The sequence below is a fragment of the Thalassoglobus polymorphus genome (assembly GCF_007744255.1).
GTDB lineage: Bacteria > Planctomycetota > Planctomycetia > Planctomycetales > Planctomycetaceae > Thalassoglobus > Thalassoglobus polymorphus.
The window spans coordinates 361,545-376,270 of record NZ_CP036267.1 but is presented as its reverse complement, the minus strand read 5'-3'; the positions used below and the strand labels follow the sequence as shown (position 1 = coordinate 376,270).

At 50.4% G+C, this 14,726-nt stretch carries 13 protein-coding genes; 5 read left to right on the top strand and 8 right to left on the bottom strand.

Annotation, left to right across the window (positions count from 1 at the left end):
- Nucleotides 1-242 precede the first annotated feature (242 nt).
- The 6 genes from Mal48_RS01490 to Mal48_RS01465 all read right to left on the bottom strand — a co-directional run bounded on the left by Mal48_RS01490 (nucleotide 243) and on the right by Mal48_RS01465 (nucleotide 7,256).
- Nucleotides 243-2,069, bottom strand: a complete 1,827-nt coding sequence (locus tag Mal48_RS01490; protein WP_197441951.1) for a glycerophosphodiester phosphodiesterase — start codon at nucleotides 2,067-2,069, stop codon at nucleotides 243-245.
- Between the two features lie 395 nt (nucleotides 2,070-2,464).
- Nucleotides 2,465-2,965 (bottom strand): hypothetical protein, encoded by a 501-nt coding sequence (locus Mal48_RS01485; protein WP_145195424.1) that lies wholly within the window; start codon nucleotides 2,963-2,965, stop codon nucleotides 2,465-2,467.
- 414 nt (nucleotides 2,966-3,379) lie between these two features.
- Nucleotides 3,380-4,738 carry a hypothetical protein gene (locus Mal48_RS01480; RefSeq protein ID WP_145195422.1) on the bottom strand — a complete coding sequence of 453 codons (1,359 nt, stop codon included), beginning with the start codon at nucleotides 4,736-4,738 and terminating at the stop codon, nucleotides 3,380-3,382.
- Nucleotides 4,739-5,079: 341 nt separating this feature from the next.
- Nucleotides 5,080-5,478, bottom strand: coding sequence for a hypothetical protein (locus Mal48_RS23055; protein WP_197441950.1), 399 nt, complete (start codon nucleotides 5,476-5,478; stop codon nucleotides 5,080-5,082).
- A gap of 237 nt (nucleotides 5,479-5,715) precedes the next feature.
- Nucleotides 5,716-5,910 carry a hypothetical protein gene (locus Mal48_RS01470; RefSeq protein ID WP_145195420.1) on the bottom strand — a complete coding sequence of 65 codons (195 nt, stop codon included), beginning with the start codon at nucleotides 5,908-5,910 and terminating at the stop codon, nucleotides 5,716-5,718.
- Nucleotides 5,907-7,256, bottom strand: coding sequence for a hypothetical protein (locus Mal48_RS01465; protein WP_145195418.1), 1,350 nt, complete (start codon nucleotides 7,254-7,256; stop codon nucleotides 5,907-5,909). The genes Mal48_RS01470 and Mal48_RS01465 overlap by 4 nt, the downstream gene beginning before the upstream one ends.
- A 221-nt stretch (nucleotides 7,257-7,477) precedes the next feature.
- On the opposite strand from Mal48_RS01465, the gene Mal48_RS01460 reads away from it, so the two are divergent.
- Nucleotides 7,478-8,359 carry a triphosphoribosyl-dephospho-CoA synthase gene (locus Mal48_RS01460; protein ID WP_145195416.1) on the top strand — a complete coding sequence of 294 codons (882 nt, stop codon included), beginning with the start codon at nucleotides 7,478-7,480 and terminating at the stop codon, nucleotides 8,357-8,359.
- A gap of 50 nt (nucleotides 8,360-8,409) precedes the next feature.
- Entirely contained in the window at nucleotides 8,410-8,904 is a 495-nt protein-coding gene (locus tag Mal48_RS01455; RefSeq protein WP_145195414.1) for a 6-pyruvoyl trahydropterin synthase family protein, read from the top strand.
- Between the two features lie 40 nt (nucleotides 8,905-8,944).
- On the opposite strand, the gene Mal48_RS01450 is transcribed toward Mal48_RS01455, so the two are convergent.
- A complete protein-coding gene (locus Mal48_RS01450) occupies nucleotides 8,945-9,601 on the bottom strand; it encodes a DOMON domain-containing protein (RefSeq protein WP_145195412.1) in 657 nt (218 codons plus the stop codon).
- 19 nt (nucleotides 9,602-9,620) lie between these two features.
- A complete protein-coding gene (locus Mal48_RS01445) occupies nucleotides 9,621-10,478 on the bottom strand; it encodes a CPBP family intramembrane glutamic endopeptidase (protein WP_145195410.1) in 858 nt (285 codons plus the stop codon).
- Nucleotides 10,479-10,790: 312 nt separating this feature from the next.
- Between Mal48_RS01445 and Mal48_RS01440 the strand changes: the two genes are divergently transcribed.
- The 3 genes from Mal48_RS01440 (at nucleotide 10,791) to Mal48_RS01430 (ending at nucleotide 14,702) form a co-directional block, all read left to right on the top strand.
- Nucleotides 10,791-11,573, top strand: coding sequence for a class I SAM-dependent DNA methyltransferase (locus tag Mal48_RS01440; protein WP_145195408.1), 783 nt, complete (start codon nucleotides 10,791-10,793; stop codon nucleotides 11,571-11,573).
- 477 nt (nucleotides 11,574-12,050) lie between these two features.
- Complete coding sequence (kdsB, locus tag Mal48_RS01435; protein ID WP_145195406.1) at nucleotides 12,051-12,836, top strand: 3-deoxy-manno-octulosonate cytidylyltransferase; 786 nt, start codon at nucleotides 12,051-12,053, stop codon at nucleotides 12,834-12,836.
- A 258-nt stretch (nucleotides 12,837-13,094) separates the two neighbouring features.
- Nucleotides 13,095-14,702 carry a CTP synthase gene (locus tag Mal48_RS01430; RefSeq protein ID WP_145195404.1) on the top strand — a complete coding sequence of 536 codons (1,608 nt, stop codon included), beginning with the start codon at nucleotides 13,095-13,097 and terminating at the stop codon, nucleotides 14,700-14,702.
- The last annotated feature ends 24 nt before the right edge of the window (nucleotides 14,703-14,726 follow it).

Sequence of the window (14,726 nt, the reverse complement as noted above, 5' to 3'; positions counted from 1 at the left end):
ATGAGGAGGTGCTCTCTAAGTGAATAGATTCACCAAATTCACGTTTTCAAATCAGTCCGGGAAAACAACTGTAAACTCCGTGTGATAACGGTCGCCCTGTTCTATCCGCTCGCTCGGCAACCCTCAACCCTGATTTGCTTTAAGAAAACCCTCTGACAAAAAACAGAGTCGGTTCGCGGTTTGTCATTCCGTCAACCTTGCTGATTTCGTTGATTTGCCTACAAAAAATTTCAGGAGCCAGGTTACTGTTCCGCAGATTTCTTCGGCTCAATTCCGAACAGGAACGAATACTCAAGGAGAATTCGCTCCAATGGTGAGAGTGAAGCACGCTCGGCCAGAACCTGACGAGCGAGGTCGGGGCGATCGGTGATGATGTTGTCGACTCCGCGTCCAATCATTGTGGACATGGTCGTTGCATCGTTCACAGTCCAGACGAAGACCTCCTTGTTCTTTTGGTGAGCAGAGGAGATGAACGACCGTGTCGCCAGCTCGGTATTGACTGCCAGGAAGTCAACTTTTGCTCGCGTCAGATCACTCGCGGTGACAGCCGTTAACAAGCCGACGGTCCAGTCCGGACGAAGCTGTTTCACTTTCTGAACTCCAGCCAACTTCAGCGACATGATCACCACATCGGACTCCATCTGATGCTCCTCAACAAGCTGAATCACCTTATTGACCAGATCCTGATCATGCCCATAATATTTGAGTTCAATGTTTGCTCGAACTTTCCCTTTGCAGAGCTGAAGAACTTCTGCCAAAGTCGGGACACGCTCGCTTGAAAACTTCGAGTCAAAGAAGCTGCCGATATCTATGGCCTGCAACTCCTCGGCTGTCGAATTCCAAATTTTTCTGGAGACCCCAGAGACTTTCATGAGATCGCTATCGTGCGCAACGATGACAACCCCATCTTTTGATTCTTGAACATCAAATTCAACCCAGTCCGCACCATCTTCGATCGCTTGCTGAAATGATGCCAGCGTATTTTCCGGAGCCTTTGCAGATGCTCCGCGATGAGCAGTGATTTCGACAGTGTCTTTATAACTGACCGATTGAATCGCCAACATCCCCACTCCTGCAGATGCCAGCCCCCCGACAACAACTACAGATGTGAGTCGTCCGCGAGTCCATTGGAGTGACCAGGCTGGACCTCCTGATGATCGATTTGTGGGTAGACGACAGGCGTCGCTTTTCCCAATGAGTTCGTAAAGGGATGCAAAGACCACTCCGAGTGAGATCACTCCGAAGAGGCTCACCAACAGGTTCACCAAACTCCAGATCGACAACATCGTTCCCAATAAAAACGCCAGCCAGACAATGGATGTTGTGGAACGAGGGACCAGCCACTGCCCGAAGGTAAGGACGCAGGCAGAGGTCACCATTGCGAGAAGAGAGTTGACGATGAGCCAGACGAAAAGCCACTTCGCAATTTCTTTTCGCTTCCCCAGAACCCGTTTGCGACTCTCCTCCAGGCACTCTTTCGGGGAGACGTTTTCGAAGAGGTTAATCTGCAGGGCCAGCGACCAGTTGATCCCACAGCGGATCAACAGAATGGTCATCGCCAGGAGGATAACTCCGATCAGGCCGGCGACAATCATAAACTTTGGAGGTTGGTCAGTGAGATAGAAGTTAATGTCGTGATCGGTCAGAAAGAAGAGAAACAGCCCTCCTGCCGCAACGAGAAACGGAGCTGCGATCAGCAACAGCCATGTAGTCGCTACGGCATTGAGCCGAAAAATTCCAGGAGCCTTTCCGGCAATGAATCGCAACGCTTCCAATATTCCCAAGGCGTGACCAGCACGTTGCGACATGCTCACGGTGATCAGCACCGCTTGTTCCATCGCAAAGATTCCGAACAGTGTCGTTCCCACAAGAATCAGCCAGACTATTCCCAGTGGATGCAGGAAAAAGAAGGCGATGTCGGTGTCGGTGAGAATTTCGTGCCCCGAGTAGGAGAGGAAAATCCGAAACAGCAGACTCGATAGCGGAGTCAAAACAATGAATGCAATCAGCTTGAAAAGCAGGTCTGCAAGAACTAATGACCTCCAACTCGCTTTAAATAGTTCGGTCATTGTTTGAAGCATTAGAGCATCTTTCGAATTGGTTTGCAGGTTCTGCCTCGTGGCGAACAGTAATTTTAGTAGAGAAATGCGTTCTTCACGGGCACACTGTAGAGCAAACTGCTCTAGTTTGCTTTCTATCTTGAAGCAGCACCGAATCTTCGCGGTGGGACGAGTCTCATTGGTGCGTGTTGCTTTGTGGTAGGCTGTTCATAAAGTCGAAAAGTGATGTTCACGATTCAACAGCATTGAGAGTGCTTAAAGTACCAAGACCGGGCGCAAAAAAAGAGCCGCAATCTCATGGAGGCTGCGGCTCTTTTTGAATTGTCGTTCAATCGTGTCGCCTGAAGCACTTTCGTGCTTTGAACTTCATTGAGCAGGTCACGAATACGATTTTTCAAAAACGCTTAGCTATCGTAGTTGATCACGAGTGTTCCGCGACGATTTGTCACTTTCACACCATATTTGCCGTAATCGAATTTCGTGCGGCGACCATCTTTGCAGACGCTGACTTCTTCACAGGCACATGGTGGGACGCAGATTTCCACGAATACGCATTCTGGCTCTTTTCCACAAGGATTGCAGCGATCGTAGCAAGGGTTTGGAACCTGAACGATCTTCGGCACTGCACATGGGTGGATCTTACGAGCCTGAATGACTTTCACATTTCGGTACAACTCGATTCCCTGAGCATCGCAGGAATCGCAAACAATTGTCCCGATTGGGCTTCCAGCTGGTACCGGTTGCAGACCATCATCGACGACAACGCCCTCTGCAGGAGTTGGTGAGTAGTCAGCCTGGTATGCGATTGCAGAATCCAGTGGAGCTGCTGGAACCATGATAGGCTCACGAGCGTTGGTAATTGTGGTTGCTCCCAACAACAGAGCCAATGCAACAAACTTCTTCATCTTATCATCCTCGTAAATCTGAATTGTACAAACAGACGTCGTTCATACACCAACCGTAGACTTGGCCGTCTTGGCTGTATACCGGGAACTCCATTTCTTCCGGTGAAAAGATCACAATTCTTTCACGATAGGAATACTGCGCAAACATTGCGGGTGTCAACGGTCAGACTACTATTACCAATCCTAAGAGCAACGAGTGTTGATCCGTCCCCATTTGCATAAAAAAACACCAATGCGATGTTTCTCCGTGGATATTGTCCGCGGACAACGGGTTACACCGATGAAATGCAGTTTCGCGAGAATGAGCTCTTTGCTAGAGCATCTTCGAACTGGTTTGCAGGTTTTGCCTCGTGGCGAACAGCATATCTACTAGAGAAACGCGTTCTTCACAGGCACACGGTAGAGCAGGCTGCCCTACCGTTGTGGGGTTACGAATCGGAGATTTTTGACGATCTCAAGGTCGCGATCGGCGAGCTGTTCGACAAGCGGTGATTCAACAGCGAAGACGAAGGAGAGTTGCTGACCAGTTCGGTCAGCGACGATGTAATAGATCCATGTCATCGGGATGAGTGCGGAGCCTTTTTGCCCTTTGACTTCGTGCTCTCCTTCGATCGCCACTCGCAGAATCTGTTTTCCGTTCTCGGTGGGCAACCGTTCGCTTTTGATGACTGACTTGAAGGCTTTGCCGAGCGACTTTTGAATATCAGCCTCGAATTGTTCCAACGGGGTGATCTCCCCCGGCGCAGCTTTGAGCAAAGGGGAAAAGTTACATTGGCAAACGAGGCTGCCATGTTCAACAAGGCGGAAAATCGCCACCTGATTGGCTCCTTCCATCACGGAGTTAAACAGATGCCAACCACGTCCATGTTCAATGGTCACCCCCCAAGGGAGGGCCTCAAATGTGAGTTGTTTCATATTTTCGCTGGGGTCCAGCGGGACATCTTCGACAATGACGTCAGTGAGTCGCCCCTTCTCCTCGCTCACGTTCCTCACGAGATTCGAGGTCACTTCGATATCAAGACCAGGGTACACGGTCCCGATTCCCGCTGAGATTTTATAGATCGCCTGAGTGCGCGCAACGTGCGATGTACGGAGGTCAAAAATCAACGTGCCGCGGACTTCGACTTCAGTCGAAGCTCCAAACCTTTGCCCTTTGATCTTTCCGGAAAACGTAACCTTAGCCGAGATCGAATTGCTGGCGGACAACTGACACTTCAACTCTGAAGTTTCAACAGCTTCGATTCCGGTCAGCATCTGCAAAACCCAGTCAGAAGGTTTCCATTCATCGTCCACCTCGACTGCATTTGAAGGGAGCAGCGCCGCCAGAACCAGCGGATCGCCCGGAATTTCCAGAAGGTCGAGGGAATCTCGACTCAGTTTGACCAGAGGAGAGTAATGCCGGACCCCTTCGCGGTAGCCGTCTGAGACGATGAAGCTCGCATTCTCGGGGAGCTTTACTTCTGTGCGATGTCCTCCCACAGTGGTGACCATCTCTGCTGTCTGAAAGTCTCGGACCGACCGGAAAGCGAGTGAATCGCGACCAGCAGGCGGGAGACGTCGTTCAAGAAAACTGAACGATGCGTTTGCAGTCAGTTTCTCTCGCCGTTCTTTTTTTTCCGAGTTCGTGAAGAAGACTTCACCCTGGGAAGAGACGGTCGCCTGGCAGTGATACGTGGCATCACTGCTGTACGACTCGATGAGTTCGATTTTCTCTGCGACTGCGTTCTGACACATCAGCAGACAGAGCAGACCAACCGCGGCAGCGCTTCTCATCAGAATGGTAGAATGGCTGGAATGGCCGTTCATCGTTCCAGAAAAACAGGTCACGTGTTTCAAAGGATCTCTAAGAATAGAGCGTCCTGCGAATTGAGCGAGTCGCGAAAACATCTTCCCTCCCTGGAATCGTTTCGATTCAATCGTCTGAGCTGGATGTGCTGAGAATCGTTCCCTCAATCCTCAAATGTACCTCAACACTACAATGCAACCCAGCATTCAAGTGAATCAATCTTATGGATTGTCATTCAAATGAGATGCTGGGGCATGTTACGGAAATGGTGTGTGGGAACAATGTTCGTCAACGACGTTCGTTAACTACGTTCGTAAACAACGAACAATTACTCTTCTTCGCCACCTTCATCATTGTCTTCACTGTCATCATCTGAAGCGTTGGCAAGCTCCTGGCTTCCATCTTCGTTCCAAATCATGAGTTTTGTTTCTTCGTCGAACTCCACCAAAACTCGATCTTCTTCACTTGGGGTAATTGTTGCGCCCCATTCTTCGAGTTCTTCTGCATGTTCGCCAGCAAGGACGGTCCGGTCATCTCGAATCGCTCTCCACCATTGAAGATGTGGCCAATCACGGCGGATTGTTTTCATGCAGGTGATCATCGCGCGACCGTTTGCACCGGCGCTGAAGCCGGCACGGGTGGCGATGTTACAATAGGTGGCCAATTTGTCGGCGCGCTTGAGTTCCCACAGAACTTCTGCGACTGCTGGAGCGCGTGTGGAGGCCATAGGTTCTTCCTTCTTATACTGCTTGGGTGTTGAGCACGCATCCGCTCTGATGGAGGGATGTGAATGACGTGAAGTGCCGACCCCATTTGGGGACGCATGAACGTGCTCTCGATCAAAATTGGCAACTTCCGTTTAAGAAATGCCAACAATAGTTGTGAAATCACTGTCATTCACAGGAATGACAACTCCTTGTTCCATTTTTTTTAGACCTTATAAAATACCGCAAAAACTTCGAAATCACAAGCTGAAAATGAAGTTCCCGCCCAATAGATCAACCTTCACCGATCCTACTCGAGCGAAGATGACTCGACCAGAGAGAGACGCCCAAGCAGCAGTCAGCCCGGATGGACGTGAAATCGAGTCGTAAATTGGCTCAAGTGTGGCCCAGTCGCAGCACCAGTTTCCAGTACCGGCTCCCAGTACTCTGATCATGGAATCAGGAATACAAGTCCGGTGGTCGCAGCACCTTGTACGACTACCGCTTTCCAGCTGAATGGGGGACGTTCGCAAACGTAGCAAGCATGGTTCCCCGGACGGGACTCGCCGAGAGTGTAATGCGTCTCCTGCGGCGGTTCCGCTGTCATCAAATATGGGAGTGCAGGGATTCGACTAAAGAATTTCGCCCCCGAGACAAATGGCTGCCAGCAACCATGAGAGAATCCATGTCGCTCTAAATTCACGTCTTCAAAGTACAACGGCTGATGATTTAACAAGGAAGCGTCCCAGTAAAAAGATGTCCCATTCCAAAGGCGATGCGTTCCCGGGATGTGAGCCTGAGCAGTCAGCTTTTTAAATCGTTCCGCAGCACGATCTGGGGGAAGCTTCCCAGGCGGCGGAGTGATGTTGATGGAGATTTGTTGCAGGGTTTTGACATTCTTCCCCTCGGTCACCTGTGCATCGGCGAACGAACCACCTGGATCAGCGGGTCCATTCGAAGCGAGTGGCGTCCCATGAAACTCGACATGGCTGACAGTTTCAATGAAGCACGAAAGTGAATATCCCTCGGGCATGCAGCCCTCCAGGTACATGCTTGAAAGTCGCCAGTTCACCATGCGTTCTTGCAAAGAGCAGCAAATCGGTCCCGGCTCAGATGTTTGGCATTCATCTTTCCAAAAAATCCAGCGACGACTGGCTGGAGCCTCAAATTGATCTGACGGACCTCGCATCTGGCAAAGGCTTTGATCATCCAACAGCAGGGAGTTGTCCACGTCACATTCAGTGGCAGCAGTCTGACAACCGCTCTCCGGTGTGCAGCTTGAATTGCATTCTTGTCCCAGACAACCATTCTCACTCTCTGCCAGAATCACTGGAAAGGGAGCGGGTGCGGGAATTTCGGTCGTTGCTGGTTCTTCAATTTCGCTCTCTGGAGGAGGGGGAGCGATCTCGTTTACTTCGAAGTCGACGGTGTTGACGCTTTCTTCCTCAGCAGAGACCCATTGCAAAGCTGGGAATGAGGTCTCGACCGGAGTTGTTTCGATAGCAGTCACATTTGCAGTTGCAGAATCTGTCGCGTTCGTCTTCGAATTTGCATTCGAATTTTCGTTTGCATCTGCAGACGTAATCATTGAGGACGTGGGGCTTGCTTCTTCGACTTTATCAACCGATTTCTGGCGAACTTTGACCGGTACCCAGTTCGAATCATACTGAGTCCAGGCTTGAGCAAATCCGGATGAAACCGTAAGACATGTCAGCAAGCACGCAGCCAACGCACTCCTCTTCGTTGCATTGAAGTTACAAAAAGACCAGAGTTCCATCATCGGAGAGTGAAGATCTGACATGATGTTTTGAGCAATATGTTGAAGAAATGAAGAGGGGATCGACGCCCCTGCTCGCTCGTCGTCCTTTTGACTTTTTCCTGGTGAGTGAAGCTTCCGTTAGCCGCGCCCTCCGAATGCATCGACACCGGAATATCCGTGAATTCAGCTCGTCTCACAGGACCTATACAAGCTCTCCGGCTGACCTATTTTAACGTTGTATCTTTAGCGGTCTTTACAATTCCATGACATCCAGAACGATTCCACTCAAGATTGACTCCCTTCAGGATCAAATCAGGACAGCTTCCCTTCTGGAAGTTGCTGCTCGGAAAGCTGGCAACGTTCATCCGGGAGCCTCGTTTGTGGATTTACGATTCGAAGATTTCGAAGTCGCAGCCGACATCACGAGCAGATCGCTCTCGCAAGTTCAAGAAGGATGTGTGGGGCAGGCAATCCTCAATGCGATCACAGAAACGCAGCGTACGCTCAAGACAAATGCAAACCTCGGAATTGCACTGCTGCTGGCTCCACTCGCTGCTGTTCCCGCAGAGTCGGATCTGGCATCAGAAATTGGATGGATTATCGATTCGCTGAACATGAATGACGCTTCCCGAATCTACGAAGCGATCCGTCTTTCAAAACCTGGTGGACTGGGAGAAGTCTCGGAGCAGGATGTCTCACAACCTCCCGGTCATCCCATTCAATACGCAATGACATTAGCTGCGGAACGTGATGCCATTGCTCGGCAGTATTGTAACGAGTTCAGCGATGTTCTGATTTTCGGCCGGGAGCGATTTCTGGAATGGCTTGAACAACACAAAGATTGGGAAGTTGCCACGATCGGCACGCACTTGGAACTCATGGTCCACCTGCCCGATTCGCTGATTGCCCGCAAATGTGGAGAGGCGATTGCGAACGAGTCCGCCCGGCGTGCGCAGCAGGTTCTTGATCAGGAGTGGCCGACGCAGCCGCAAGGAACAGCAGCATTTCAGGAGTTTGACAATTGGCTTCGTGCGGATGGAAACCGAAGAAACCCCGGGACCACCGCCGACCTGATTGCAGCAGTCTTGTTTTCCTTGATTCGTGATCAACAATGGGTTCCTCCAGAATCGATTACGATTGAATGACCGCCCCCGCCGTCCAACACGACTACTCCTTCTTCAACATAGAGATCTCGATGCCTGTCTCGCGTACTTTTACAGTCGATGTCACCAAAGATCATTTGGTTTTTTCAGCCGCCCACTTCATCACGATCGGTGAAGACCTATGTGAACGCTTGCATGGTCACAACTGGCGAGTCGCAGCACGCGTCGAGGGAACGCTCGATGAGAACCAATACGTCTTCGACTTCATCGCATTGAGAGACACGCTGCAAGAACTTGTCGATCAACTCGACCATCGAATGTTGCTGCCGACCGAGCATCCGAAAATTCGACTTCAAGAGAGCGACCGAGAAGTCGAAGTGACGTACGAAGACCGCCGGTGGATTTTCCCGAAAGACGAATGCATCCTGTTGCCGATTCAGCAGACAACCGCGGAACTTCTGGCGGAGTGGTTAGGTGAGCAACTTCTAAAAGGGATCGTCACCGAGAACTTGACGAGCCTGACAATTAAGGTTGAAGAAAACTTCGGCCAATGGGCGGGTTGTACTTTTCATCTGAAGGAAGAATAACCAGCACTTCCAGCCATGCCCGTGCAGAACGCGTTTCGATTTATTTCGAGACCAACTCCAGACTGGCCCATAAAGTGGGATCACTCTGGTAAGGGAATTCATCACCTATAGTAAAATGTTGCTTCCCGAGTTCTTTGTCGTTGACGCAAATGTAAAAGCCCATTCGCGAATAGGCTTCCGGATCGAAACCATTCAGGGCAGCGCAGGGGAACCAGGCAGAGACAGTGTAGCCAGTCTCGTCAGCTTCGCTCTCGATGAGGAGAATCTCATCATCAACTTCGGGAGCGTCATCACTCGCACGAGGGACAGGCAATTGCTTTATCACCGGAGCCATTCCGTCATCGCCTTCACCAATCGGAAGCAGACAAAAGTGATGACAATATCGCGATGCACGGTGAATGTTTTGTGTATCTCGCGTGTCGAACCAAATCTGTACACCGTCCGAGGATTGAACGGAGTCGGGCGAACAGTCCGGCCAGTCGGTCTTCCCTGAAACAGTGACGGAGACTGCGAGGCCGTTCTTGTTCCAAGCGAGCGAAAGCTTCGCAAACTCAGGCGATTCTTCCATCGCTGCCGGGAAAACAATTTGTGCCTGCTTCGGGAGTTTCAATAACGGAGCTTTCGAACGCGGAAGTGACTTCACCTCCACGACCGGGATGGAATATCGAAACAGGAACGGGGAAGGAAGCAAGCTCATTTCAAATGACTCGTCTGCATCAAGGGCTCAGAATGTTCGGATTTTCAAGAACCTGCTCTGCTGATTTTTGCAGCATCACAAGTCCGACGTTGAAGCCATTAAACAAGGCGTGAATGATGACGACAGTGAGGTAGCTGCGACGCACGTGATACACAATCCCCAAGATCAGAGCCAAAGGCAACAGTCCCAGAGAGTCGGGAATTCCATGAACAGCCGCAAAGAGGATCGCAGTGACGACGATTCCCCAGGTGACACCGATCTTTTTGACCAACCAGGTTTGGAGGATGACGCGGAACATCAACTCTTCTTTTAATGGGGCCATAATCACAGCCGCATAAATGACGGTCAGAAGAGCACTCATAGACTCTTTGTCACTGAGAAAACGCAAAAAAGGATGTGTCTGCTCAAGTGAACGAAGAGGGAGTGTGATGAGAATTGCAATAAAAACAGGCAGAATGGCTGCCACAAAACCGAGCCAGCCATCCAGAATCTGTCTGGGAAGATTATCGAACCGGAAGCCGAGCCGATAAAGCTCCGTCACGCGACCAGCACTGACATAAATCGCCAAGCCCAGAATCGACGTCAATATCACACCTTCGACGATCGAGGCGTGAAGCAAACGCTCAATACGTTCCGGGTTGTACTCCAGTTTTTCTCCTGGGGTCAACGTGCTGTAGAGTCCCATCAAAAGATAGGCACCCGTCAACAGCAGTGCAAAAAGCGACACTTTCGCATACGGAGAACGGAAGCGATCCTTGAGAATCGGTTCTCCCGAACTGTATCGAATAATCCCCCAGATCCAGAGCCCTCCACTCGCAACAACCAGCGAGATGATTAGCAATCCGCACAGGGATATCAGGGTAAGCTGCAAAGACATGGAAATGGGATTCGAGTGATAAAATTGGAGAGTAAAACTCAAAGTGTACTCCGAACGCCTTCGAAGTGGAATCAGTGCACTTAGTCGCACTTGCGGGGGCTGATATGAAGGGGCCGTTTGACATTGCTGGTCAGGTTTACACAATGGGGTTCACTGCACTTCACTCGACGAGTGTTGACTTTTCGTGAGTCCGGCGCGTTTTTTCGCTGCTGTGAGCGCAATAATTCTAGCGAATGGGCAACTGGGTCGCGTTGTGTGAATGCAGATTTGACGATTTTGACATTCCAAGGAGCTTAAACCCAAATCGACAACATGAACCAACGCTACCGAATTCAGTTTCCACCAGAGGAATCACACAAACTTGGACAGGACGAAGTCTACTTCTCTGTCGTTGAGGACGGTCAGAACAAACGCCTCAGATTTCACGATTACGATAAGATCTATTTGCGGCCGGGCTTGTATGAACAGATCTTTTACGAGCGCCTCAAGTGCACTTCTCCAGAGCGTGTGGGAACGATTCTGAAATCCGCGATGGATGAATACGGGGAAAACTTCTCAGAACTTCGCGTGTTGGACCTCGGTGCTGGTAACGGGATGATGGGGGAAGTCCTGAATGAATACGGAGTTGCCAGACTGATTGGCGCAGACATCATCCCCGAGGCAAAAACAGCTGCCTATCGCGACCGTCCCGATGTCTATGATGAATACTATGTCGCCGATTTTACCAATCTGAATGAAAATCAAAAAACGGATCTTGAAGACTGGTCAGTGAATTGCCTCTCTGCCGTTGCGGCACTTGGGTTCGGGGATATTCCTTGCTCGGCATTCATTCAGGCGTTGCAGTTCGTTCAGAATGATGGCTGGGTGGCATTTAACATCAAAGATACGTTTCTGGATGCATCAGACACATCCGGCTTTTCCCGATGCATTCGCCAACTCTTATGGTCCAAGTATCTGGACCTGTTCCATCTCGAAAAATACCGACATCGACTTTCGATGGAAGGTGTGCCACTGTATTACTTTGCATTAGTCGCGAAGAAAACAGCGCAAATCCCGGACGACTTCCTGGAGATTCACGGTATCGAGAATGAGTAATCCCTGACGAGCAAGAGCAGCCTCTCAAAACACGTTCGTGCTTCTTGTGTCCGCGAGTTGAGCGTTTTGTCAGGTGACTGGCTGTGTGCCACGGGGCAGAAGCTGCTCAAGCTGAAGTGATGGCCCCGCAGTATTTGTGGGGCAGCGCACTCCGCAAAGCGAGTGCCTGTAAAGATGTCTTCCCCTGAAGTTTAACGCCGTAAATTTCGACGTTGAACGCTCAGGGGGCATCTCTGACAGGAACGGCCCTTCGACAGCCAAAACCAAACTGGCCAATTACCAGATTGGCAAATTGCCACCTGTCAAGAAAATTGAAATCTGGAATTTGAGATTTTCTCACCAGTTCCGGATTGTTTGTTTGCTCGCTGAGTCTCCTTCACTACTATTCACTTCCTGACAGAGCGTGCTGAATGTTGCACGTTTGAAAATTGTGTGCATTCAAATGCATCTCTCGAACCTGTTCAGGAAATCCTCAGTATGTCGACTGCAATTGGAATCATCCCTGCTCGGATGCAGTCCTCTCGATTGCCTGGCAAAATGTTGCTGAAGGAGACAGGCAAACCACTGATTCAGTATGCCTGGGAAGCCGCAAGTGCTTCTGCCTCGCTCTCCGAAGTCATCATCGCGACCGATAGCGAAGAGATTGCGACTGCTTGCAAGAGTTTTGGGGCACGAGTCTCCATGACTGGGGACCACCCAAGCGGAACCGACCGAATTGCAGAGGTTGTGCAGAATGAGAAACTTCAGGCCGATTTGATTATCAATGTACAAGGGGATGAGCCTGAATTAGACCCGGGCTGCATTGATCGGTTGGTCACAGCCATGCAGAAATCTCCCAACATTGAGATGGGAACACTCGGAACGCCGATTACCTCTCAGGCAATGCTTATCGATCAGGGGTGCGTGAAAATCGTGCGGGCTGCCGATGGGAGAGCCCTCTATTTCAGCCGTTTGCCGATCCCGTTTTATCGCGATGGTGACCCGGATGACCTCCTCTTCGCGCGTCCCGAAGATGCTCATTTTACCCGAAGTCCATGGTTGCTGCATTTGGGAATTTATGCATATCGACCGGAATTTTTACTGGCCCTGACGCAAATGCCTCCGTCGGAATTAGAGCAACTTGAGAAACTTGAACAATTACGTGCGTTAGAAGCGGGAGCTTCTATTCTTGTCGAAGTTGTGCATCATCGATCCGTTGGAATCGACACGGCTGCCGACTATGCTGCGTTTGTGGAAAGAATGCAGAGGAAACAGGATCAATAAGACAACTTTCGACACTCAGTCGGGTGTCCAAAACTCATTCACCGGAGGTCGTTTGCCTCCGGTTTTCACTTTGAAAATCGCTTGCAAGATCCCAGAGATCGTTTTGGTTGAATCAATTTTCGATCACTCACGCAAGCTTATCGATCTAATCAGCTAGGCTCGTCCTCATCCGCAGATATTCATGAAGAAGGATTTTCTCATTTTTTGAGAGACCAATTCAGGAGTCCGGATCAGGTCTCAATACAGGATGAATGAACGATGGCAAAGCATATCTTTGTCACTGGCGGAGTTGTGAGTTCGCTCGGAAAAGGGCTGACGTCCGCTTCTGTTGGATTGTTACTCGAACGGCGTGGACTCAAAGTCCGCATGCAGAAACTCGATCCGTACATCAACGTTGATCCGGGGACCATGAGCCCCTATCAGCATGGCGAAGTGTACGTTCTCGACGACGGCTCTGAGACCGACCTCGATCTGGGGCACTACGAGCGATTCACAAAGAGTCCGCTCTCGAACAAGTCAAACTACACGACTGGACGGATCTACAGTTCTGTCATCGAAAAAGAACGTAAAGGGGATTACCTGGGCGCAACCGTCCAAGTGGTTCCTCACGTTACGAACGAAATCAAGGCGAGCATTCTGCAACTCGCCACCGACGATGTCGATGTCGTCATCACCGAACTGGGTGGAACCGTTGGTGATATCGAAGGGCTTCCGTTCCTCGAAGCAATTCGACAGATTCCGCTCGACATTGGCAAAGAGAATTGCCTCTTCCTGCATCTGACGCTAGTTCCGTACCTGAAAGCGGCTCGCGAAGCCAAAACGAAACCGACGCAGCACAGCGTCGGTCAGCTTCGTCAAATCGGAATTCAGCCCGACATCCTTGTTGTGCGAACCGAACGGGCAATGGGACGTGAGAACGCCGAGAAGATCGCGTTATTTTGCAATGTCGAAAAAGAGGCGGTCATTGAAGAAATCGACAAGGAAGTTTCAATCTATGAAGTTCCAGTCGGGTTGGCAGAAAATAACTTGGATGAATTGATCATCAAAAAGCTGGGCCTTCCACGTGGCGAACTCGACATCGCTGACTGGAAGGATTTAATGCACCGCGTTCGTAATCCGTCGCACGAGGTGAGCATCGCAGTCGTTGGAAAATATATTGAACACCGGGATGCGTACAAGTCGATTTATGAGTCACTCACACATGCCGGTTTTTCGCATTCAACTCGAGTTCTAATTAAGCGAGTCGAAGCAGAAGAGTGTGAGGAAGAGGACCTCGACCAGCTCTTGGGGAGCGTCAGTGGAATTCTCATTCCGGGCGGGTTTGGCTACCGAGGAATTGAAGGAAAAATCAAAGCTGTCCAGTACGCTCGAGAGAAAAAGATCCCTTACTTCGGAATTTGTCTAGGGATGCAGTGTGCAGTCATTGAATACGCCCGCAATGTCCTGGGACTCGAAGCTGCCAACAGTACAGAATTCGCAGCGGACACGCCTGACCCGGTTATTTGCTTGCTTGAAGAGCAAAAAACAGTCTCCGACAAAGGTGGAACAATGCGTCTGGGAGCGATGCCATGTCTTCTTGCTGAGGGGACAAAATCGCATCAGGCCTATGGGCAAACTGATATTTCCGAACGCCACCGGCATCGTTTTGAGTTCAACCCTGCCTACAAAGAACAGCTTATTAATGCAGGAATGAGACCAGCCGGAACCAGCCCGAATGGGAATCTCGTCGAAATCGTCGAAGTCCCCGAACACCCTTGGTTTGTCGCAGTACAATACCATCCCGAATTCAAATCGAGCCCGCTCGAACCACACCCTCTCTTCCGCGACTTCATCGGCGCTTCGCTTAAGAAGCACCAGTCAAAGTAGAGCAGATCCTGTAGCCTGATCCTG